19 protein-coding genes are annotated in these 20706 nt (G+C 72.2%); 6 read left to right on the top strand and 13 right to left on the bottom strand.

All coding sequences use genetic code 11. The features are described from left to right. Positions 1 to 19: 19 nt before the first annotated feature. The 6 genes from OG251_RS27505 to OG251_RS27480 form a co-directional block, all read right to left on the bottom strand. Positions 20 to 1192: an FxsB family cyclophane-forming radical SAM/SPASM peptide maturase gene (locus OG251_RS27505; protein ID WP_326681436.1), complete on the bottom strand. Its 1173-nt coding sequence runs from the start codon at positions 1190 to 1192 to the stop codon at positions 20 to 22. A gap of 140 nt (positions 1193 to 1332) precedes the next feature. Continuing rightward, entirely contained in the window at positions 1333 to 1509 is a 177-nt protein-coding gene (locus OG251_RS27500; RefSeq protein WP_158074357.1) for a YxD-tail cyclophane-containing RiPP peptide, read from the bottom strand. Then, on the bottom strand, positions 1506 to 4925 hold the full coding sequence (locus OG251_RS27495) for an SAV_2336 N-terminal domain-related protein (protein WP_326681435.1): 3420 nt from the start codon (positions 4923 to 4925) through the stop codon (positions 1506 to 1508). The genes OG251_RS27500 and OG251_RS27495 overlap by 4 nt, the downstream gene beginning before the upstream one ends. 7 nt (positions 4926 to 4932) lie before the next feature. After that, on the bottom strand, positions 4933 to 5943 hold the full coding sequence (locus tag OG251_RS27490; protein ID WP_326679636.1) for an AAA family ATPase: 1011 nt from the start codon (positions 5941 to 5943) through the stop codon (positions 4933 to 4935). Positions 5944 to 6070: 127 nt separating this feature from the next. Beyond that, on the bottom strand, positions 6071 to 8041 hold the full coding sequence (locus OG251_RS27485) for a VMAP-C domain-containing protein (RefSeq protein ID WP_326679635.1): 1971 nt from the start codon (positions 8039 to 8041) through the stop codon (positions 6071 to 6073). Continuing rightward, the gene (locus OG251_RS27480; protein ID WP_073717860.1) at positions 8034 to 8390 is read right to left on the bottom strand and encodes a CU044_2847 family protein; all 357 of its coding nucleotides are present in this window, start codon (positions 8388 to 8390) and stop codon (positions 8034 to 8036) included. The genes OG251_RS27485 and OG251_RS27480 overlap by 8 nt, the downstream gene beginning before the upstream one ends. A gap of 178 nt (positions 8391 to 8568) precedes the next feature. Here OG251_RS27480 and OG251_RS27475 point away from each other — a divergent pair, with 178 nt between their 5' ends. Further along, complete coding sequence (locus OG251_RS27475) at positions 8569 to 8754, top strand: DUF6104 family protein (protein ID WP_010061466.1); 186 nt, start codon at positions 8569 to 8571, stop codon at positions 8752 to 8754. Positions 8755 to 8889: 135 nt separating this feature from the next. Here the strand turns inward: OG251_RS27475 and OG251_RS27470 are convergent, their stop codons facing one another. Next, entirely contained in the window at positions 8890 to 9750 is an 861-nt protein-coding gene (locus OG251_RS27470) for a hypothetical protein (protein ID WP_326679633.1), read from the bottom strand. A 155-nt stretch (positions 9751 to 9905) separates the two neighbouring features. Here OG251_RS27470 and OG251_RS27465 point away from each other — a divergent pair, with 155 nt between their 5' ends. Together OG251_RS27465 and OG251_RS27460 are read left to right on the top strand one after the other, a co-directional pair. After that, on the top strand, positions 9906 to 10763 hold the full coding sequence (locus OG251_RS27465; protein WP_326679632.1) for a DUF4097 family beta strand repeat-containing protein: 858 nt from the start codon (positions 9906 to 9908) through the stop codon (positions 10761 to 10763). A 1-nt stretch (position 10764) separates the two neighbouring features. Further along, positions 10765 to 11790: a PadR family transcriptional regulator gene (locus OG251_RS27460; RefSeq protein ID WP_326679631.1), complete on the top strand. Its 1026-nt coding sequence runs from the start codon at positions 10765 to 10767 to the stop codon at positions 11788 to 11790. Positions 11791 to 11829: 39 nt separating this feature from the next. Here the strand turns inward: OG251_RS27460 and OG251_RS27455 are convergent, their stop codons facing one another. The 5 genes from OG251_RS27455 to OG251_RS27435 all read right to left on the bottom strand — a co-directional run bounded on the left by OG251_RS27455 (position 11830) and on the right by OG251_RS27435 (position 16645). Then, positions 11830 to 12411 carry a Clp protease N-terminal domain-containing protein gene (locus OG251_RS27455; RefSeq protein ID WP_326679630.1) on the bottom strand — a complete coding sequence of 194 codons (582 nt, stop codon included), beginning with the start codon at positions 12409 to 12411 and terminating at the stop codon, positions 11830 to 11832. Continuing rightward, positions 12411 to 12620, bottom strand: a complete 210-nt coding sequence (locus tag OG251_RS27450; protein WP_014154112.1) for a sigma factor-like helix-turn-helix DNA-binding protein — start codon at positions 12618 to 12620, stop codon at positions 12411 to 12413. Before OG251_RS27450 ends, OG251_RS27455 begins: the two co-directional genes overlap by 1 nt. A 116-nt stretch (positions 12621 to 12736) precedes the next feature. Beyond that, positions 12737 to 14143: a cellulase family glycosylhydrolase gene (locus tag OG251_RS27445; RefSeq protein WP_326679628.1), complete on the bottom strand. Its 1407-nt coding sequence runs from the start codon at positions 14141 to 14143 to the stop codon at positions 12737 to 12739. Positions 14144 to 14224: 81 nt separating this feature from the next. Next, positions 14225 to 15190 (bottom strand): zinc-binding dehydrogenase, encoded by a 966-nt coding sequence (locus OG251_RS27440; protein WP_326679627.1) that lies wholly within the window; start codon positions 15188 to 15190, stop codon positions 14225 to 14227. A gap of 222 nt (positions 15191 to 15412) precedes the next feature. Continuing rightward, the gene (locus tag OG251_RS27435) at positions 15413 to 16645 is read right to left on the bottom strand and encodes an NAD(P)-dependent malic enzyme (RefSeq protein ID WP_326679626.1); all 1233 of its coding nucleotides are present in this window, start codon (positions 16643 to 16645) and stop codon (positions 15413 to 15415) included. Between the two features lie 525 nt (positions 16646 to 17170). On the opposite strand from OG251_RS27435, the gene OG251_RS27430 reads away from it, so the two are divergent. Genes OG251_RS27430 through OG251_RS27420 form a run of 3 tightly spaced genes read left to right on the top strand, consistent with a single transcriptional unit; the run spans position 17171 to position 19855 of the window. Continuing rightward, positions 17171 to 18127 carry an ABC transporter substrate-binding protein gene (locus OG251_RS27430; RefSeq protein ID WP_326679625.1) on the top strand — a complete coding sequence of 319 codons (957 nt, stop codon included), beginning with the start codon at positions 17171 to 17173 and terminating at the stop codon, positions 18125 to 18127. A 28-nt stretch (positions 18128 to 18155) separates the two neighbouring features. Further along, the gene (locus OG251_RS27425) at positions 18156 to 19097 is read left to right on the top strand and encodes an amino acid ABC transporter permease (protein WP_326679624.1); all 942 of its coding nucleotides are present in this window, start codon (positions 18156 to 18158) and stop codon (positions 19095 to 19097) included. A 5-nt stretch (positions 19098 to 19102) separates the two neighbouring features. Further along, entirely contained in the window at positions 19103 to 19855 is a 753-nt protein-coding gene (locus tag OG251_RS27420) for an amino acid ABC transporter ATP-binding protein (RefSeq protein WP_326681434.1), read from the top strand. Between the two features lie 85 nt (positions 19856 to 19940). Here the strand turns inward: OG251_RS27420 and OG251_RS27415 are convergent, their stop codons facing one another. Continuing rightward, complete coding sequence (locus tag OG251_RS27415; protein WP_326679623.1) at positions 19941 to 20702, bottom strand: class I SAM-dependent methyltransferase; 762 nt, start codon at positions 20700 to 20702, stop codon at positions 19941 to 19943. Positions 20703 to 20706: the final 4 nt, after the last annotated feature.

Below are 20706 nucleotides of genomic sequence, written 5' to 3'. Positions count from 1 at the left end.
ATTGTGCGTCAGATTTCGTTCAGTGAGGGCCCGTTGGCGAACAGTGACCATTGTTTCCCGCGTCACACAGCCGTCGTGCGATGTGCCGTATGAGGTGTTCGAGGTCGGCGCAGTAGACGCTCGGGTGCAGAAAGCCGCTCTTCGGGGCGTACCGGTGCGCGTAGTTGCCGCCGCCGCACACCCGGAGCACCGGGCAGGTGCGGCACTCGGGCGCGAGCCCCCGCTCCCCCAGCTGGCGCGCGGCGACGCCGGGGTGGCGCAGCGCGTCGTCGAAGGAGTGGGCGAAGACGTCCAGACCGGTCGCCGGGGCGCCCGCGTAGGCGGTCTTGAGCGAGTCGACCTGCTCGATGGCGCCGTCCGTGTCGACCACGATCGCCGCCATCGGGGAGAGCCCGACCGCCTCGGCGGCGCTGCGGCTGCCGAGCAGCAGGGCCAGTATCTCCGTGAACAGCCGGACTCCCGTCCGCAGCCCGTCCGACTGCCACCACAGGTCGAAGACCTCCGTCAGCCACTGTCCGTACGGCGCCGGGCCGGGCCGGTGCCGCCCCGGAAGCATGGCCGCCTTCCCGGCCGGGGGCGCGCCCCAGTTGGCGTGCGGCAGCAGGAAGTCCAGGCCGGGCGGGTCCAGGGCCAGCAGCGAGGTGTAGACCTCGCGCGGGTCGCTGTCGAGATCGATCGTGCTGAGGATGCCCGCGTACTGCGTACCGCGCCGGGCCAGCAGCGCGGCGGCGCGGGACGCGGCGGGCCAGGAGGCCCGGCCGTCGTGACCCACGCGCCGCCGGTTCAGGCGGGCGCTCCCGCCGTCCAGGCTCAGGCCCACCCGGATGCCCTCGGCGCCGAGCCGGTCGAGGACGCCACCGGTCAGCAGCGTGCCGTTGGTCTGCACGCTGGGCAGGACCGCGCAGCCCCCGGGCACCGCCCGGCGTACCGCTCGGGTGTAGGCGAGCAGCGGTTCGGGTCCCGCCAGCAGCGGCTCCCCGCCGTGCAGTTCGATCCGGATGCGGTCCAGGCCGTGGGCGGCCGCGTGCTCGCCGATGCGGGCCGCGGTGCGGGCCATCGTCCCTTCCGGGACCCGGGCCGGGCGCTCGCGCCAGCTCGTGTCGGGGCTGCGGTAGATGTAGCAGTAGTCGCAGGCGAGGTTGCACCGGCTGTGCACCTTGAGCACGAACTGCCGCAGGGGTACCGGGTGCAGTGCCGCGGTGTCCAGCGCCCGGTGCGGCCAGTACGGAACGGTGTCCGGCGCGGGGCCGGCCGTGGCAGCGGAACCGGCGGTGGTGACCTCCGCCGCACCCGCTACCGCACCCGCCGCCGCACCGGCCGTGGCGCACGCCTTCACGGGGCGTCCTCGTAGTACGCCACGGACGGGCCCGCCTCGGCCGACCGGTCGCGCAGACCGGCCAGGACGGCGTCCAGCACCGGGTGCCCGGTCGCGCCGCCGTGGTCGACGAGGGCGGCCAGGGACCCGAAAACGGGCAGGGGCGTGCTGCTGTCGTCGGGCGGTGACGTCATGCGTCACCCGATTCGAGCTGGTGCACGCTCTCCCGGATGCGCTCCGCGACCTCGTCGCGCTGCTCGCCGTGCTCGGTGAGGATGCCGAGCGCCCGGTGGTACTCGGTGAGCGCGCGGTCCGGTCCGGCGATCCGCTCCAGCATCCTGGCCCGGTCCGCCAGGTAGGCGGCGGCCATCACGGCGGATCCGGCGGCGAGCGCACGGTCCGCGGCCTGCTTGAAGTACGTCGCCGCCTCGGTGAAGCGCACCTCGGCCCCGGTCGACCGGCCGAGCGCCTCGGCGACCTGGCCGCGGATGGCGTGGGCGGAGGCCGCGACATCTCCCGACACCGCCTCGCGGGCCGCCGCTCCCAGTATCCAGTCGGCCTCGTACAGGTCGACCAGGGCTCCCACGAGCCGGAAGCGGACCATCAGCGCCAGCCCGAGATTCATTCGGCGGGCGGCGAGCGCGGGGCTCTTCCCGGAGGTTCCGGCGACGGACCGCCGCAGCAGACGCACCGTCTCGCGCAGATCCTCCTCGGATTCGTTCAGCTGCCCCCGGCGCATCAGGGTGAGACCGTAGATCTGGAGGTTCCCGGGCTGCCACGGGCTGTCGGGGGGCGTCAGCGCCCAGACCTCCGCCCAGGCGTCGACGGCCCGGTCGAGCGCCTCGCGCCGGGATTCCGCGCCCTCGTGGAAGCGCCGGCTCTCGATGGACGCCTTCGCCTCCAGACAGCGCAGCGTCAGCCGGTCGCGTCCGGGACCGGGCGCCAAGCCCTCCGCGGCGGCGCGGCCCTCGTCGAGCGCCCGCAACGCGTGCGCCCAGCCGGTCTCCATGTCGAGGCCGGTCCAGGCCAGTTCATGGGCCTCCGCCAGGGCGATCCAGCCGTCGACCAGGTCGGCGGGGGCGGGCTTCCATTCGGCCGTCGCCGTACGCGGCGGTCCGTCGTCACCGGCCCCCGGCGCCGTGTCGTCACCGTCGGCGTTCACCAGGCGTGTCATCCGGGCCAGCGACTCGGTCAGGTCCGCGCGGGCCCGCCGGGCCGCTTCCCGCACCCGCTCCGGATCGGTGGACGGACCGTCGTCCAGCCGCCCCTCGAACCGGCGGGCGAGCAGGGCGTAGGAGCGGCCCCGGAGGTAGAGCGACGACGGCGGGACGGGGTCCGCCTCGACCAGTGTGTCCAGTACGTCGATCGACTGGAGCATGGTGGCCGAATACCACTCCTGGGGCCCCTCGGGCGGCGGGTTGCGCAGTCTCAGGGCCTGTTCGGCGAAGTCGGCGGCCAGCTCCTGGAGCACCCGGGCACGGACGACCGCGGCCGTCCTGCCGATGCTTCCGCCCCCGGCGACCGCGTCCGCCAGCGCCCGCTGCGCGTCGTCCAGCAGCAGGAACCGTACGGAGTCCGCGTCCGCGGCCTCCCCCGGCGCGGCGGCGGCCTCTCTGAACCGGTCGGGCACCGCGTCCGTGTCCGGCCCGGCCGAGGCCACCTCCTCGGCCATCCGCACCAGTACGTCGCCCATGGTCCGGTAGGCCCGGGAGATGGTGGGCACGGCCCGCTCCGCGGCGCTCAGGGCGCCCCGCAGGTCCTCGCCGAGCCGGCGCGCCTGCCAGCGCTCGACGAGCGCCACGGCCAGGTCCGCGTGGAGCCCGGCCCGCTCCGGGCGGCGCTGCTCGGCCCCGGCCGCCGAGGTCAGCAGGGCAATGCCGGAATCCAGGTCCCGCGAGGTGCCCTGGCGCCGGAACCGTTCGAGCCGCGCCTGTGCCTCGGCCGCGAGTTCACCGGGCGAGCCGGCGCCTTCGGCCCCCGTGGTGACGGGCTGCGGCAGCGAGCCGCGCAGCACCCGGGTGGAGACGACGGCGAACTCCCGCAGCAGCGGGTCGTCCACGGAGCCGCCCGGCGGTCCCGCGGGCTCCACGCCGCCCGCCAGATAGGCCGCCGCCATCGCGGGGAAGTTGCGGGCCGTGCGCCCCCAGCGGCCTTCGACGTAACGGGACAGGTGTTTCAGTGCCAGATCGGGGTCGCCCGGCGCCAGCCGTTGGTGCAGCTCGGCCCAGACGCCGTCGCGGAACGCGTAGGCCGGACTGTCGAGTCCCCGGTCGAGACGGGTGAGCAGGCCCCCCAGAAGCACTTCGGCGAGCACGTCGGGGCCGCTGTCCGGCAGCATCGCGCGCTGGAGGTGCTGCATCACCGGCAGTTCCAGCGGAGTGGTGGTCAGCCACTGGGCGAGCCGGACCGCCGCGGGCGAGGCGTGGCGGCGGAAGTTCCGGACCCGTTCGCGGGCGGGGACGTCGGTGGCGCGGGGCGCCGGCGCGGGGGCGGGCCGGGGGTCGGCACCGACCCAGGCGGCCGCCGCCCGCAGCGTCAGCTCGCCGGTCCCCGACAGCAGCCGCGCCCAGGTCTCCAGGGGCAGGTGGTGGGGCGCCAGCACCGGAACGGCCACCGCGCGGCGGGGCGCCTCGCCCCTGGAGAGGAACTCCAGCCGCCCCGCGGGCCCTTCGGGCCTGCGCAGCAGCCCGGACCGGGCGGGCAGATGGGTGTTGCGCCACATCCGCTGCGGCAGCGGCTGGACGACGGCGACCGGCATGCTGCCCGCCCAGCGGTGGAGCAGCCGCTGCATGGCACCGCTGCGCCACATCGGTCCGGCGCAGTCGCTGAGCAGCAGCGTGATCTGCCGTCCGGTGGGGTCGGTGAACTGGGCCGGCGGCCGCAGCCGCCCCGTGCCCGGGGCGGGTGTTGTGGGTGTGGTGGCGGCGCCCGGGGTGCCGTCCGTGCCCTCGTGCAGATAGTGGACGCGTACTTCGCGGAAGGCACCCGCGCGTTCGAAGACCTCCCGCAGCTCGTCGAGCGTCTGCTCCCACACCATGGTCGAGGAGGAGACGTCCATGAGCAGTTGGGCGCGCGCCTCCCGGCGGCGGGCGGGGCGCAGCACCGGCAGCGTCAGCCCGGTCTCGGCCGCCCGGTGCGCGGTGGCCTTCTCGTCGAGGAGGCCGCGCGGCGGGACGGAGGGCGCGCGGAAGCGCTGAAGGGGACGCAGCGCGCGTTGCAGGGCGAGCGGGTCGGGCAGGGTGGGTGCCGTGGGGACCCGTACGGGCGAGCCGCCGCGCCCGGCGCCGCCCTCGGCTCCTGCGCCCCGGGCGGCCGGGGCGCGCAGGGCCGCGCGTCCCTCGGTGGGCGCGGCGGGGCCGGGGACGCGCGGTGCCACCGGCTCCGGCCCATCGGTGAGCGGGTCCGCCGGGTCGCCGGACGCGGGGTCGGCGACCGCCCCGGCGGCGGGATGCCCGTCGGGCCAGGTCGCGGGCCCGACCCAGCGCGCGAGCCACAGCGCGTCCGCCACCTCTTCGGCCGTGGCGCTGAAGTCGGCCTCCCGGAGCCGGGCGACCAGCGCCGTGAGCACACCGTGCTCGGTGCCGGATGCGCTGCGGGCGGCGGAGGTCATCGTCACATCACCGCTGCTGCGGGTGCTGCTCCAGGGGACGCATGAGCAGCCGGGCGATACCATCCCGCCGGCTGCCCGCCTCCCGGGCGGTGTGCTGGGTGAGGAAGATGGCGTTGAGCAGTTCGTCCGTCGGCCGCAGCCCTTCGTCGTCGCCCCGGCTGAAGCTCTCCAGCAGGTCGCGGTTGGCCTCGTGCGCGCCCTCCCCGAAGTGGGCGTGCACCAGGGCGGCGAGCCGTTCGTCGCGCGGGGGTTCCAGGTTCAGCCGGATGCAGCGGCGCAGCAGCGGCCGGGGGAAGTCGCGTTCGCCGTTGCTCGTCATCACGACGAAGGGGAAGGCCCGGCAGCGCACCTTGCCGTCGACGACGGGCACGCTGCGGCCGTCGTCGTCCAGGACGGTGACGGGTGCGTGTCCCTCGCGCTTGGCGGTGCGCTCCAGTTCGGGGATGCGGAACTCGCCCTCCTCCAGCACGTTCAGAAGGTCGTTCGGCAGGTCGATGTCGCTCTTGTCCAGCTCGTCGATGAGCAGCACCCGGGGGCGCTCCGAGGGCAGGAGTGCCGTGCCCAGCGGTCCGAGCTTGATGTACTCGCCGATGTCGCCCTCACCGGCGCCGCGCTCACGGGAGAGCTGGGCGTCCTGGAGCCGGCCGATCGCGTCGTACTCGTACAGCCCCTGCTTCAGTTCCGTACGGCTGACGACGGACCATTGCAGGACCCTTCCCAGGCCCAGTTCCTGGGCGACGGCGTGCGCGAGCGTGCTCTTCCCGGATCCGGGCTCCCCGGTCACCAGGAGCGGTCGCCGCAGATACAGGGCGGCGTTGATGAGCTGGATCGCGTCCTCGTCCTGGACCGGGAGCAGGGGGCGTCCGCCGAGGCGGCGCTTGGTCGAGGAGTCCGGTCCGGGGACCGGCAGCCCGATCGGCTCACCGGTGAAGGCCCGCCAGGGGGGCGGTGGCGGAAGGTCGCCGATCCGGTCCGGGTCGGGGTCTCCCTCACCCCGGTAAATCAGCCAGTTGCTCATTTCTCGCTCCTCGTCGGCGGTCGGTGGCTTCCCGCGCTCTGGCCGACGGGGCAGGCAGCGCCCGCAAATGGGCCCACGGGAATGTACCCCCGCGAGACCCCGCCAAAGCTGATTTCCGGCCAAGTCGTCATGGTGAGTCCACCGGTCCCACGGGCCTCTCGGGCACCGGGCGGCGGGGGTCGTCGTACATGACGGCGACGGCTTCGGCCCAGTGCCCCGTCGTCCGGGTCTCGTGGATCTCCTCCCTGATGCGGCGCAGCCGGTCGGGGAGTTCGGGGAGGGAGCCGGTGTGCGCGAGCAGTTCGGCCACGCCCTTGTGCAGGTCCTCGCAGTCGCTGCCGCAGGGGCCCCGGTCATGGCCGTCGATGCGCCACAGGGCGATGCCGTGGCCCGCGTCGAAGGCGAACTCGATGGCCTTGCGTCCGACGCCCCGGCCCACGGGCCGGCACAGCACCGGGATGCCGGACGGCTGGATGTCGGCGAAGTGCCTGCTCCGGGGCAGCTGTCCGGTGGGCGGCATCCGGACCGCCGTGAGCGGTCCGGGGCCGGCCGCCGCGCTCCAGCGGTCCGTCCAGAGGGGGTCGGGTTCCCCGCGCCGGTCCACGTTGCGCAGGACGATCCGCCGTCTCACCCCCACCGGCAGATGGGCGGGATCGCCCAGGGGCGCCTCGTCGGCGAGCTGCCATCGGTGCACCGGTGTGTCGAAGTACCCGGCGGGCACGACGACTTCGCAGGGCGCGGGGACCCCGCCCGCCGTGTCGGCGAAGTGGAAGGCTTCGGCCAGGTGTTCGCGCAGATTGAGGCGGAGGCGGCCCGGTGTCACTCCGTTGGGGTCGGTCTCCGAGGCGAAGATCTCGTGGTCACCGCTGCCGTCGTCGATCCTGATCTGCCAGTGCAGGGTCCCGTACGGCAGTTCGTCGAGTTCGACGACGACGACATGGGCCGGGTCGGCGGGCCCCGGGTAGGGGATGACGACACGGTCCGCGCTCTCCCTGTCCGGCAGCCGGGCCTGTTCCACCAGTCGGCGCAGCTGCGGCGGAAGGCGGCGCAGCCGGTCGTTCAGCCATGCGTCGAGCCCGCTCGTGTCGCCCCCGTAGTCGCGGGTGAACTCACCGACGAGCCGCAGGTAGTGCATGAACACGTACGCCGGGAGGGGGCTGCCGTCGCCTCCGTAGAGCAGCCCGTGGCCGTCCCGCCAGGTCATGGGCGCCGGGCCGGTGTGCGACAGCCGCTCACCCCGTACGTCGCGCGCCAGTTCGGCCACGACGCCCATGGGGGCGGGAGCCAGGCCCGCGAGGTGGTTCAGGGCGTTCACCCGGTCCTCGGGGGACCACTGTTCGGGGTCGAGGCCGGCGCTCCGGCCGCCGATCCGGGCCTGGTGGGCGGTCCAGCTGCCGGTGTCCCCCCGCCGGCCGTGGTGCCAGCGGTCGTGGGCGTCCATGACCTCCCGGTACAGCCCGCCGAACCGGCGCAGGGCGGTGGCGGAGACGGCACGCCCGCCGTCCTGGTCCTCGCGGCCGGACTTGACGATCTCCAGCACGGCCCCGGTGGCGGGATCGAGCACGGGGCCGCCCGAGACCCCGGGGGGAAATTCGGCCAGGGACTCGAACCGGACGGCGACGGCACCGTCGTCGACGTTCGCCCGGACCGTGCCGCGCCAGAGTCCGTACGGCCCGCTGTCCTCCTCGGCCTCGTCCGGTGTCGGCCGGAATCCGAAGGCCAGCCGCTCCCCCGCGCCGGACACCGCCCGGTCGCCCATCCAGACGCACTCGTGCTCGACGGTGTCATCGAGCAGCCGCACCAGGGCCAGATCGCGCTGGGCCGGAATGCGGTCGCTCCACGGGTCGGTGACCAGCCACTTCCGCAGCCGGACCGCTGTCGGGGCGATGCCGTGCTGCCGTTCGTCACCGGCGACCCTGAAGCGCATGCCGGGGTTCTCCCGCACATGCGGCACCAGCACGTGCGCGGCGGTCAGGATCCAGCCGGGCGCGATGAAGAAGCCGCTGCCCCACATCTGCGTCGAGCGGGGGTCCTCCGGGAGGAAGCGCACGGTGGCCGCGCGGACGAGGGCGTCGAGGTCGGGGAGGCCGTCAGACATCCGTGCCGGCCGGCCCCTCCGGGTCCTGCTCGCCCAGCCGCCAGGTGAGGGAGACCTGGACGGACGCCTTGGCCTCGCCGTCCGCGAGGATGGCGAGCGCCTTTCCGGGCTTGGTGCTCAGCTCCACTCCGAAGGTGACCGACGCCTCGTGCGGTCTCACCGCGGCGGCGGCGTCCAGGACGGTGCTGCCGACCCGCGCGATCAGCTCGTTGAGCTGTTCCAGCTTGGCCGCGGCGGTCTCGGCCACTCCGACGTCCCGGTCGGACGACCCGTACCCCTCGGCCGCACTCACCCGGGCGTAGACAATCTTGCCGTCGCCGAGATCGATACGACGGACACGACCACTCACGGCTCCCCCGATCCGTACGTCAAGGCGCTTGCCCCGGCGCTGACTTGATCCGGTCACCAAGATTACTGGCCGGTGCCCCGGCAGGCGAGGGGGAGCGGACCCGCGCAGTCGAGATCCGGCCGCCCGCGCCGACGCCATACCCTGAGGGAAGAACACCCGTACGCAACAGGAGCACGCCTTGTACTTCACGGACCGTGGCATCGAGGAACTGGAGAAGCGGCGCGGCGAGGAGGAGGTCACCTTCGAGTGGCTGGCCGAGCAGCTGCGTACGTTCGTCGATCTCAACCCCGACTTCGAGGTGCCCGTCGAGCGCCTCGCGACCTGGCTGGCCCGGCTGGACGACGAGGACGACGAGGACGAGTAGCGAGGGTCCGTCCCGTCCGGGCGGGCGGCCTTCGCAGGGGTCGGGCCTCGCGCCGGGGCCTGGTTCCGCGGGCCTTCCGCGGGCCCGGCGCCGGTGCCTCCGCCGTGGGCCCCGCGCCGGAGCCGCCCGTCCGGGTCAGCCGTTCTCGGCGTCCGCGTCCCGGATGCGGTGGTACGCGATCCCCAGTGCGCCCTGCACCAGCAGTACCGCCCCGGCCGTCGCCCAGCCTGCGCTGCGGCGGCGGGCGCCCCACAGCAGGAGCGGGAGCCCTGCCGCGATCTGTGCCACGGCCACCGCGCGGGCCCTGGGGCCGCGCACCCACGGGCCGAGGCCGCTGTTCTCGACCGCGTCCAGCTCCACCCGTACGGCGTCGCGCCAGCCCGCCCACTCGACGCGTTCCGTCCCGGGCAGCACGGCGGCCACCGAGCGCAGCCGGTCGGCGGACTCTCCGGGCCCCAGGCCGGAAGGCAGGGTCAGACCGGTGCGGGTGAGCACGGCGAGCAGCCCGCGCAGCCGGGCGCCCGCGTCCGCGTCGGGGTCCGGGCGGGTCAGCTCCTCCAGTGCCTGGAGATCCAGGACGGGGTCGAGTCCGAGCCGGGCGGCGAAGGTGCGCATGGCCTCGTCCTCGCCGGCCGGGGTGCCGTCGGCGAGCCAGACATAGCCGACGGGGCGGCGGAAACCGGCCGCCAGCGTGTATCCGGCCCGGTCGCCGTCCCACCACAGGGCGAGCACCGGCCAGGCCGAGCCGACCGCGAGCGCGGTGGCCCAGCCGCCGAGCACCCGGTCGACGGGTTCGGTGCCCCCGGTCGCGGGGGTACGCACGCCGGCCACCTCGGCCCCCGCGCCCAGCCAGGGCTTTCCGTCCGGGACGAGCGCGCTCCACCCGTCGCCCGCCGGGGTGAGCAGCATCGGCTCACGCAGGAGGTGGGCCGGCGGCGCTACGGTCTCGGGGGTGGCCCGGCACAGCAGCAGCGCTCCCACGGGTGTCGCGTTCATGCCTCACACGCTAGGGCAATTTGCCCATGCCTGATGCTATTTGAGAGGCCGGATCGACTCCCGATCCCGCTTGACTTCACTCATCCGCGATATATCGTGTCGAACAAGAGACGCGATATGTTGCGTCATGCCACGCTCTCCGGGAGGTCATATCCATGCCTGTGTCGACGTGGGCCATCAGCGAGTCGCGGAAGCTCACCTTCGACGACCCGGTGACGGCGCTCCAGGTACGCATCGTCAACGGCACCGTCAACGTGGTCGGCACCGAGGAGCAGTCCGCACGGCTGGAGATATCCGGGGTCGAGGGCCCGCCGCTGGTGGTGACCCAGCAGGACGGCACGCTCACCGTCACCTATGAGGACCTGCACTGGAAGGGCCTCCACAAGTGGTTCGACCGCAAGGGCTGGCACCGCAACGCCGTCGTCTCCGTCGTCGTACCGGCCGACTGCGCGGTGGAGGTCGGCGTGGTCGGTGCCGAGGCCTTCGTCTCCGGCATCCGGGGACGCACCGAGATACGCGGCGTCAGCGGCGACACCAGCGTGGTCGGGCTCACCGGCAGCGTCCGGGGCGAGACCGTCTCCGGCAATCTGGAGGCCCAGGACGTCACCGGCGACCTGCGCTTCCAGTCCGTCTCCGGCGATCTCACCGTGGTCGACGGAGCCGGGAGCTCCGTACACGCCGAATCCGTCAGCGGCGGCATGATCCTGGACCTGGATCCGTCCGGAAAGCCCACGGACATCCGGCTGGCCACGATCTCCGGCGAGATCGCCATCCGGCTGCCGCACCCGGCGGACGCGAAGGTCGAGGCGAACACCGCGAGCGGCAGCCTCTCCAACGCCTTCGAGGACCTGCGGGTCAGCGGCCAGTGGGGGGCGAAGAAGATCACCGGAACCCTCGGCGCGGGCACGGGAACGCTGAAGGCGATGACCGCGTCCGGCTCGATCGCCCTGCTGCGCCGCCCGCCCGTCGAGGACGAACCGCACGAAGCCGAGCCGACCGGAAAGGTTCTCTGACATGCCCCCCGTATTCGCCCACGGCCGCCTGCGCCTCTACCTGCTGAAGCTGCTGGACGAGGCCCCGCGCCACGGCTACGAGGTGATCCGGCTCCTGGAGGAGCGCTTCCACGGTCTGTACGCCCCCTCGGCGGGCACCGTCTATCCCCGCCTGGCCAAGCTGGAGGCCGAGGGCCTGGTCACCCACGCCACCGAGGGCGGCCGGAAGGTCTACTCCATCACCGACGCGGGGCGCGCCGAGCTGGCGGGCCGCGGCGGCGAGCTGGCCGATCTGGAGCTGGAGATCCGCGACTCCGTCTCCGAACTGGCCGCCGAGATCCGCGACGACGTCCGTGGCGCGGCGGGCAAGCTGCGCAACGAGATGCGGGCGGCGGCCTCCGAGTCCCGGCACACACCGGGCGGCAAGGAGTCCCGCCGGTCCCCCTTCGGTGACTTCGGCGACTTCTCCGACCTCGGCGACCTCGGCGACAGCGAGGCGTGGCGCACGGCCAAGGAAGAGCTGCGCAAGGCCAAACAGGAGTGGATGGAGCAGGCCCGCCGGGCGAAGGACGAGTCCAGGCGCGCCCGCGACGACGCCCAGCAGGCCCGCCGCCAGGCCAAGGAGGCCCATGAGAAGGCGCGCGAGCAGATGCAGAGCGCCGCACGCCAGGTCCAGGAGCACTTCGCCCGGGGCGACTGGCCCTCCGGCGTACGGGAGGGTCTGGCCGAGATCACCGGCCAGCTCAGCGGGTTCGCCAGGACGGCCGGATGGCCCCCGTCCGCCAAGCCCGAGGCCGCCGGAACCGACCCCGAGTGGGGCCGGGACACGGCGGGCACGGGCGACCCGGCCCGCGACCTGGACCGCCTCCTGGACCGCTTCCGCGACGACATCCGCGACGCGGCCAGGGACCACGGCGTCACCCAGGAACAGGTGACCGAGGCCCGCCGCCACCTGGGAGCGGCGGCGGCGCGCGTCGAGTCGCTGCTGCGGAAGAAGGACGCCACCGGCACCGGCGAAGGCGCCGGCGGCGGCGGCGGGAAGAGCTGAGCCGGACGGCCGGCCCGCCCCTCCGTGCGGAGGGGCGGGTCAGCCCGCCTCGGCCCGCAGTCCCCCGCCCTCCGCCCCGTCCCCGTACAGGGCACGCTCCACGGTCGCGTACGTCGCCCCGTGCTCGGCGAGGACGTCCGCGACCACTCCGGGCGTGGCGGTGAGCGCCAGCAGCAGGTGTTCCTCACCGATGACGCGGTCGCCGCGCCCGAGTGCGATCCGGAGCGACTTCTCCAGGACCGCCTTCGCGCCGGGCGTGAACGCGCGATGCCCGGACCACCACCGGCGGCTCCCGCGATCCCCGGCGAGCGCCCCCTCGCCGTGCGCGCCCTCGATCCGGGACACGATCTCGGCCACGTCGATCCCGATACCGGCGAGTGCGTCCGTATCGGCCCTGGTCAGTCCGCCGCGCCGACGGGCGTCGGCCAGGGAGGCCGCCACCGAGGCGCGGCGGTCGGTGAGACCGAGTGCCGCGACGGCGAAGGAGGCCCGGCTGCCCTTCCGCTCCAGCAGGGAGAGCAGCAGATGCTCCTCGGTGACCAGGTCGGCGCCGGCCCGCTCGGCCTGGGTGACGGCGCCGGTCACGGTGGCGCGGGCCCCCTTGGCGAATCGCTCGAACATCAATGCCTCCCGTACTTCTTGTGCACGGCCTGTCGGCTGACGCCCAGTTCGGCCGCGATCTCCTGCCACGACCAGCCCTGGACGCGGGCGCTTCTCACTTGTACGGCTTCCAGCTGTTCCAGCAGCCGCCGCAGCGCGGCGACGGCCCGCAGCCCGACACGCGGGTCACGGTCACCGGCGCGTGCGGCCAGATCCGTTGCTTCGGTCATGCTGTCAACGTACGTTGACATGCACTCCATGTCAACCAACATTGACACAATCGCCGGCCCGGCGCGCCTTCACGGAGGTGGCCCACCGGAACAACAGCCCTTCTTCCAGCCTCGGTTCAGCCGTGCGAGCCCGCCTCCCGCACGGTTACCGCCACCCGTGCCCCGTCCCTCGCGTCGACCCGCAGTACGCCCCCGTGCGGCGCGTCACCCCGGACCACGGCGCGCCCCACCACCGAGACCCGCCAGCCCCGCGCCGACGGCGGCAGCGAGATCTCCGTCGCGCCACGCCGGGCCGCGGTGTAGGTGAGGCGGTAGACGCGGGCGGCCGCGTCGTACATGTCGGAGTGGACCGTGCCCGCGACCGCCGGGGCGTACGGGGTGGCGGTCAGCTCCTTGTTCGTACGGAAGCCGCCCCGCTCGTCGAGGGCGCAGTAGCCGCCCCCGTAGCACCACACATAGCCCGCCCAGCCGGAGCTGTAGCGGTTCAGGGAGGCCACCGCCTCGCGGTAGAAGCGGTTCATCAGCGGCAGCCCGTTGTTCAGCGGACCCCATTCGCCGACGACGACCGGGATGCGCTGCTCCTTCGGGTACGCGGTGACGGCGGCCTCGTACGACTCGATCCAGCCCGCGGCGGGGTCGTAGTCGGCGCCCGCCTCCATCGCCGTGTTGTAGAAGTGCGGCGCGTACACGGCCCTGCGGTCCTTGATCCGCCCCAGCCCGGTGGGGACGCCCTCGCCCACGATCGGGGTGGGCTCGACGAAGATCCAGGTGCCGGGGTCGACGGAACGGACCGCGCGGGCCAGCCGGTTGTACATCGGGGTGAGCTGCTCGGCCTCGATCCGGCGGGCGGCCGTCGGCAGGTCCTCGCCCTCCCGCAGCTCCCCCATCGGTTCGTTGATCAGGTCGTAGCCGATGACCGCCGGGTGGTGCTCGAAACGGTCGGCGAGGACCCGCCACATGTCGGCCTGGGCGCGTCGCAGGTCCGCGTCCTCGTAGAGGTGGGTGAAGGCCCGCTGGACGGCCGGTTCGAAGTACTCGGCGAACCAGTCGTCGGGGTGCGGGGTGAACGGCAGCCCATCGGTACGGGTGGCCCAGGCGGGGATGCCCCGGTGGCCGAAGGCCGGGCCGAAGACGTCCTGGTGGGAGTCGAGCAGGACCTGGATGCCGTACGTACGCGCCCAGTCCAGGATCCGGTCGATCCGGCGCAGATACCGTTCGCTGTACCGGCCCCGTACGGGCTCCAGGTCGTCCCAGAAGATCAGCAGCCGGGCGAAGTCGAAGCCCTTGGCCCGCAGATCGCGGAAGTGCTTCTCGGTCACGGCCGTCAGGGCCGCGTCGCCGCGGTTCGCCTTGTCCTCGACGTTCCAGCCGCGCAGGGTGAGGACCCTGCCGCGGTCATCGGTCAGCGGCGGGATGCCGGTGGGCCGGTCCCGCCCGGGATGCGCGGAGGCGGCAGGAGTGAGGACCCCTGCCGCCAGTGCGGACGAGATGACAACTGCCGCGAGTGCTCTGCCGATTCGCATGGGGCGCATCCCACCAGCAGAACTGACGCTCCATCAAGAGTGCCTGCGGTGAAGGAAAGGGCCGGCGGGACGGGACAGCCCTCAGGCGGAAGTGAGGACGATCTTCCCGAACTGCTCGCCCGAATCCATCCGTTCGAACCCCTCGCGGGCCCGGTCCAGCGGCAGCACCTCGTCGATGACGGGTCGCACCCCGGTCACCGCACAGAACGAGAGCAGGTCCTCCAGCTCGTCCTTGGACCCCATCGTGGAGCCGACGACCTTCAGTTCCAGGAAGAAGATCCGGGTGAGTTCGGCATGCGAGGGGCGGTCGCCGCTGGTGGCACCGGAGATGACGATCGTGCCACCGGGACGCAGCGACTTCACCGAGTGGGACCAGGTGGCGGCACCGACCGTCTCGATGACCGCGTCGACCCGGTGCGGCAGCCGCGCGCCGGTCTCGTACGCCTCGACGGCACCGAGTTCGACGGCCCGCTTGCGCCGGCCCTCGTCCCTGCTGGTGGCGAACATCCGCAGCCCGGCCGCCCTGCCGAGCACGATCGCGGCGGTGGCGACACCGCCGCCCGCACCCTGCACGAGCACGGAGTCGCCGGGCCGCACCCCGGCGTTGGTGAAGAGCATCCGGTACGCGGTGAGCCAGGCGGTCGGCAGACAGGCGGCCTGCTCGAAGGTCAGCTCCTTCGGCTTGGGCAGCACGTTCCAGGCGGGCACGGTGACCTGCTCGGCGAACGTGCCCTGGTAGCGCTCGGTGAGGATGGACCGGGTCTCGCCGGGGCCGACCCCGTGCCCGGTCTGGCCGATCACCGAGTGCAGGACGACCTCGTTGCCGTCCTGGTCGACGCCCGCGGCGTCACAGCCGAGGATCATCGGCAGCTTGTCCTCGGCGAGGCCCACCCCGCGCAGGGACCAGAGGTCGTGGTGGTTCAGGGAGGCGGCCCTGACGTTGACGGTGGTCCAGCCGGGCCGCGCCTCGGGCGCCGGGCGTTCGCCCAGCTCAAGGCCGTCGAGGGGCTGATCGGGGTCGATGCGGGCTGCGTAGGCGGCGAACATGGCTCGACGATAGGCCGGGGAGCCCGGCGACGTAACCGGCCGGCGGTGTGACACACGCCAACCCGCCGCGGACCGGCCGGTCACCCTCTGCGGCCTGCCGCATCCCTGGCGCCGGGCCCTTCCGTCCGCCACATCCCCGGCCGGGAAGCGGCAAAGGGGTGGGGCGGGAACAGCCCCGACCGGCGGACCCGCCCCACCCCACCCCTCACGCGCGCCGGCGCGTCAGCGCCGCGCCACACCCTCCGCACGGGCGGCCGCGGCCACGGCTGCCGTCACCGCCGGAGCGACCCGCTCGTCGAAGGGCGACGGAATCACGTAGTCCGCGGCCAGCTCGTCGCCGACCACGTCGGCCAGCGCGTTGGCCGCCGCGATCTTCATGCCCTCGGTGATCCGGGAGGCCCGGACCTGGAGCGCGCCCGCGAAGATGCCCGGGAAGGCCAGCACGTTGTTGATCTGGTTCGGGAAGTCCGAACGGCCGGTCGCCACCACCGCCGCGTACTTGTGCGCGATGTCGGGGTGGACCTCCGGGTTCGGGTTGGCCATGGCGAAGACGTACGCGCCCGGGGCCATCGAGGCGATCGCCGGCTCCGGGACCGTACCGCCGGAGACACCGATGAACACGTCGGCACCGGCCAGCGCCGACTCCAGCGGACCGGAGATGCCCGCCCGGTTGGTGATCTCGGCGAGCTCGCGCTTGACGTCGGTCAGATCGTCGCGGTCCCGGCTGACGATGCCCTTGCGGTCGGCCACCGCGACATCGCCGATCCCGGCCTCCAGCAGGAACTTGGCGATGGCCACGCCCGCAGCGCCCGCTCCGGAGATGACACCGCGCAGATCGCCCAGCGTCCGCCCGGACAGCTTCGCGGCGTTGCGCAGAGCCGCGAGCGTCACGACGGCGGTGCCGTGCTGGTCGTCGTGGAAGACGGGGATGTCCAGCCGCTCCTGGAGCTTGCGCTCGATCTCGAAGCACCGGGGCGCCGAGATGTCCTCCAGGTTCACGCCGCCGAAGGACGGTGCGAGCCGGACGACGGTCTCGACGATCTCGTCCGCGTCGGTCGTGGCCAGCGCGATGGGCACCGCGTCGACCCCGCCGAACTGCTTGAACAGGATCGCCTTGCCCTCCATCACCGGGAGGGACGCCTCGGGACCGATGTCACCGAGGCCGAGGACGGCGGTGCCGTCCGTCACGACGGCCACGACCTGCGACTTCCAGGTGTAGTCGTGCACGAGCTCGGGATTCTCGGCGATGGCGCTGCACACCTTGGCGACGCCGGGTGTGTACGCGAGGGACAGGTCGTCCTTGTCCCGGATGGGGACGGTGGACTGCACGGCCATCTTCCCGCCGCGGTGAAGGGCGAACGCCGGATCGAACGGCTCGTCGGCCGTACTGTCCATGTGCTGGATGCCACTGTCAGTAGTGCTGTCGCTGCGAGGATTGACGATCTCCGCTGCCATGGTGTTGACCCCTTAAGTCTTCATCGTTTGAGGGTGGCCACTCCTGGTTGAGGAGGGGTGGGCGGGCACCGCGTATGTGCCCTGCGCCGAACGGTTGGCCCGCTCCGGCAGGGGGAAGTACATACGCGCGGGCGCGCCGCACACGCGCCCTGAGCCCCGGATGAGGGGTGTAAACGTCTTTTTTACCTGACGAACAGTGCCTCGGACGAGTCCGTATCGACGCGGTGACGTGACTCATAGTCGAATATCTGGACAAGTCCGCTCAGTGGCGTAAAAGTCGTCCACCAGTCGAGACGCGCCGAAGATCCTCCGGTCGAGGCATCGTATTCCCAGAGATGGTCCGGCCTTGATGTACCAGGTCGTTGAGACTCGGGGGTCACCCGTTACCCGATTTTGACATGACTATCGCCCTGAATGGGCTAGTCCGAATGGCAAGATGCCGTAATCACACAAGGTGGCGACACCCAAAGGTGCGTGCGCATTCACCTGCCAGTTCCCCACCCTCACCCGCCGGAGGACTCCGACATGACCGCAAGCACCACCTGTCGTACGACCGCGAAGTACCGGATCGCAGCGGTCGGCGCCATCGCGGTCGCCGGCACGATGCTGCTGACCGCCTGCGGCGACCAGACCGACAGCGCCAAGAAGAGCAGCGACACGAACGTCACCGAGAACGCCCCGCTCGCCGGCCTCCTGCCGAAGGCAATCAAGGACAAGGGCGAAATCAAGGTCGGTTCGGACATTGCGTATCCGCCGGTCGAATTCAAGGACAAGTCCGGCAAGGTCGTCGGTATCGACCCCGATATCGCCGCCGCGCTCGGCAAGCAGCTCGGAGTGAAGTTCACCTTCGAGAACGGCACCTTCGACACGCTGATCACGGGCCTGCGATCGAAGCGCTACGACGTGGCGATGTCGTCGATGACCGACACCAAGGACCGCCAGGAAGGCATCGACTCCGAGACCGGGAAGAAGGTCGGCGAGGGCGTCGACTTCGTCGACTACTTCACCGCGGGTGTCTCGATCTACACCAAGAAGGGCGACGACCGGTCCATCGCGGCCTGGTCGGACCTCTGCGGCAAGAAGATCGTGGTCCAGCGCGGCACCGTCTCGCACGATCTCGCCAAGGCCGAGAGCACCAAGTGCGGCAGCAAGGGCAAGATCTCCATCGAGTCGTTCGACAACGACCTGGAGGCCCAGACGCGCCTGCGCGGCGGTGGCGCCGACGCCGGTTCCTCCGACTTCCCGGTCGCCGCGTACGCGGTGAAGACCTCGGGCGGCGGCAAGGACTTCCAGCTGGTCGGCGAGCAGGTCGAGGCCGCCCCGTACGGCATCGCCGTCGCCAAGGGCAACGACCAGCTCACCAAGGCCGTCCAGGCCGCGCTCGACGCGATCATCAAGAGCGGCGAGTACGAGAAGATCATCGCCAAGTGGGGTGTGGAGGCCGGAGCTGTCACCGAGGCCAAGGTCAACGGCGGTTCGTGACGGCGAGCGACGCTGAGAGGCAACGCCTGTGACTGACATCAAGAAGACGGGACCGGCCGACACACCGCCCGCTCCCGCGGCCCCGCCCATGGCGATCGTGGCCGTCCCGGTCCGGCACTACGGACGCTATGTGTCCGCGGTCGTGGCCATCGGACTGCTCGCGGCCCTCGTCTACGCCTTCTCGCAGGGCAAGATCAACTGGGGCGCCATCCCGGACTACTTCTTCGACGACCGCATTCTCCGGGGTGTCGGCCAGACCCTGCTGCTGACCGTCCTCTCGATGATCATCGGCATCGTCGGCGGCGTCCTGCTCGCGGTGATGCGGCTGTCGAAGAACCCGGTGACCGCGTCCATCGCGTGGTCGTACATCTGGTTCTTCCGCGGCACCCCGGTCCTGGTCCAGCTGTTCGTCTGGTTCAACCTGGGCCTGGTCTTCGAGTACATCAACCTCGGGCCGGTCTACAAGGACGAGTGGTCGTCCTTCATGACGCCGCTGCTGACCGCGCTGCTCGGCCTGGGCCTCAACGAGGCCGCCTACATGGCGGAGATCTGCCGCGCCGGTCTGCTCTCGGTCGACGAGGGGCAGACGGAGGCGTCGCACGCGCTGGGCATGAGCCACAGCAAGACGCTGCGCCGCGTCGTGATCCCGCAGGCGATGCGGGTGATCGTGCCGCCCACGGGCAACGAGGTCATCAACATGCTCAAGACGACCTCGCTGGTGGCGGCCGTGCAGTTCACGGAGCTGTTCCGGTACGCGCAGGACATCGGGCAGACCTCGGGCGCGCCCGTGGAGATGTACTTCCTCGCGGCGGCCTGGTATCTGATCATGACCTCGGTGCTGAGCGTCGGCCAGTACTACCTGGAGCGTTACTACGCCCGCGGCTCCAGCCGCACCCAGACCCGTACCCCGCTCCAGAAGATCCGGGCCAACACGCTGTCCCTGGGCCGCCCGAAGGGAGGCATGGCATGACCGCCATGGTGAAGGCCGAGGGCGTCCACAAGTCCTTCGGCTCCGCGCACATCCTCAAGGGCATCGACCTGGAGGTCGCCCCGCGCGAGGTCTTCTGTCTGATCGGCCCGTCCGGTTCCGGCAAGTCGACCTTCCTGCGGTGCATCAACCACCTGGAGAAGATCAGCGCCGGCCGGCTCTCGGTCGACGGCGAACTCGTCGGCTACCGCCAGAAGGGCGGCAAGCTCTACGAGCTCAAGGACAGCGAGGTCGCGCTGAAGCGCCGGGACATCGGCATGGTCTTCCAGCGCTTCAACCTGTTCCCGCACATGACGGCCATCGAGAACGTCATGGAGGCTCCGGTACAGGTCAGGGGCGAGACACGGGCCGTGGCCCGCGCGCGTGCCGAACGCCTGCTGGACCGGGTCGGTCTGTCCGACAAGGCCACGAACTACCCGTCCCAGCTCTCCGGCGGACAGCAGCAGCGGGTGGCCATCGCCCGGGCGCTCGCCATGGAGCCGAAGCTGATGCTCTTCGACGAGCCGACCTCGGCGCTCGACCCGGAGCTGGTCGGGGACGTCCTGGACGTCATGCGCGGTCTGGCCGAGGACGGCATGACGATGATCGTCGTCACCCACGAGATGGGCTTCGCCCGTGAGGTCGGCGACGCGCTGGTCTTCATGGACGACGGTGTGGTGGTCGAGTCCGGCCACCCGCGCGAGGTGCTGACGAACCCGCAGCACGACCGGACGAAGTCGTTCCTGTCGAAGGTGCTGTAACAGGCGGCACGGCTCGGCACGACTGCGCGAGAGGGGCGGTACGGACACGGGTCCGTACCGCCCCTGCGTGCTGCCGGAGTCGTGGTCACTTCACCGCGAGCACCAGGCTGTCCGAGGGCGAGGCCCAGACGGGACGCGCCTCCGCGAACCCCGCCTCGCGCAGTGTGCGGGCGTGCCACTGGACGGAGGGCATGTCGCCGTCCGCGTGCTCGCCGTAGATCTTGTACCGCTCGGCGGTGGGACCGGCGAGGACCGGGTCCTGGGCCGCGAGGGCCCACCAGTCGGCCCAGTCGAGGGCACCCGCGGCCCTGGCACGGTCCATGGCGGCGTGCCGGTGCGCGCGTTCGGCGGCGTTGATACGGGGGGTGTCCGCGTCGATCATATGGTCGGCGTTCATGAACACCCCGCCGCTGCGCACGAGTTGGCCGATCTGCCCGTACAGTGCGGCGAGCGGCTCACTGTGGAGCCAGTGCAGGGCGGTAGCGGTGAGAACGGCGTCGTACGAGTCGTGGGGCAGCCGCCCGGTCCAGCCGGGGTCCTTGAGGTCGGCGGTGACGAAGGTGACCCGGTCGTCACCGTCGAAGGTGCCGCGGGCGATGGCGAGCAGCGCCGGGTCGAGGTCCACGCCGGTGCTGGTGGCGTTCGGGAACCGACGGAAGAGCCGGTCCGTAATACTTCCCGTACCGCACGCGAGGTCGAGCACTCTCGGCTCCGGCCCCACCACGGCCTCGACCATGTCCAGCATCACCCGGAACCGCTCCTCGCGGTCCGGCATGTACCACTCCTGCTGCCGGTCCCAGCTCTCCTGCCAGGACTGCCAGTCGGTGCCCGTCGCCGTCTCCGTCATACCC

The sequence above is a fragment of the Streptomyces sp. NBC_01237 genome, assembly GCF_035917275.1.
GTDB lineage: Bacteria > Actinomycetota > Actinomycetes > Streptomycetales > Streptomycetaceae > Streptomyces.
The sequence above is the reverse complement of the archived record's forward strand: the minus strand, read 5'-3'. Positions and strand labels throughout refer to the sequence as shown.

What these genes read in the sequence shown, in the direction of transcription:
- OG251_RS27500 (WP_158074357.1), bottom strand. Translation starts at nt 1,509, where the DNA reads ATGACGTCACCGCCCGACGACAGCAGCACGCCCCTGCCCGTTTTCGGG.
- OG251_RS27495 (WP_326681435.1), bottom strand. Translation starts at nt 4,925, where the DNA reads ATGACCTCCGCCGCCCGCAGCGCATCCGGCACCGAGCACGGTGTGCTC.
- OG251_RS27490 (WP_326679636.1), bottom strand. Translation starts at nt 5,943, where the DNA reads ATGAGCAACTGGCTGATTTACCGGGGTGAGGGAGACCCCGACCCGGAC.
- OG251_RS27485 (WP_326679635.1), bottom strand. Translation starts at nt 8,041, where the DNA reads ATGTCTGACGGCCTCCCCGACCTCGACGCCCTCGTCCGCGCGGCCACC.
- OG251_RS27470 (WP_326679633.1), bottom strand. Translation starts at nt 9,750, where the DNA reads ATGAACGCGACACCCGTGGGAGCGCTGCTGCTGTGCCGGGCCACCCCC.
- OG251_RS27465 (WP_326679632.1), top strand. Translation starts at nt 9,906, where the DNA reads ATGCCTGTGTCGACGTGGGCCATCAGCGAGTCGCGGAAGCTCACCTTC.
- OG251_RS27460 (WP_326679631.1), top strand. Translation starts at nt 10,765, where the DNA reads ATGCCCCCCGTATTCGCCCACGGCCGCCTGCGCCTCTACCTGCTGAAG.
- OG251_RS27455 (WP_326679630.1), bottom strand. Translation starts at nt 12,411, where the DNA reads ATGTTCGAGCGATTCGCCAAGGGGGCCCGCGCCACCGTGACCGGCGCC.
- OG251_RS27450 (WP_014154112.1), bottom strand. Translation starts at nt 12,620, where the DNA reads ATGACCGAAGCAACGGATCTGGCCGCACGCGCCGGTGACCGTGACCCG.
- OG251_RS27445 (WP_326679628.1), bottom strand. Translation starts at nt 14,143, where the DNA reads ATGCGAATCGGCAGAGCACTCGCGGCAGTTGTCATCTCGTCCGCACTG.
- OG251_RS27440 (WP_326679627.1), bottom strand. Translation starts at nt 15,190, where the DNA reads ATGTTCGCCGCCTACGCAGCCCGCATCGACCCCGATCAGCCCCTCGAC.
- OG251_RS27435 (WP_326679626.1), bottom strand. Translation starts at nt 16,645, where the DNA reads ATGGCAGCGGAGATCGTCAATCCTCGCAGCGACAGCACTACTGACAGT.
- OG251_RS27430 (WP_326679625.1), top strand. Translation starts at nt 17,171, where the DNA reads ATGACCGCAAGCACCACCTGTCGTACGACCGCGAAGTACCGGATCGCA.
- OG251_RS27420 (WP_326681434.1), top strand. Translation starts at nt 19,103, where the DNA reads ATGGTGAAGGCCGAGGGCGTCCACAAGTCCTTCGGCTCCGCGCACATC.
- OG251_RS27415 (WP_326679623.1), bottom strand. Translation starts at nt 20,702, where the DNA reads ATGACGGAGACGGCGACGGGCACCGACTGGCAGTCCTGGCAGGAGAGC.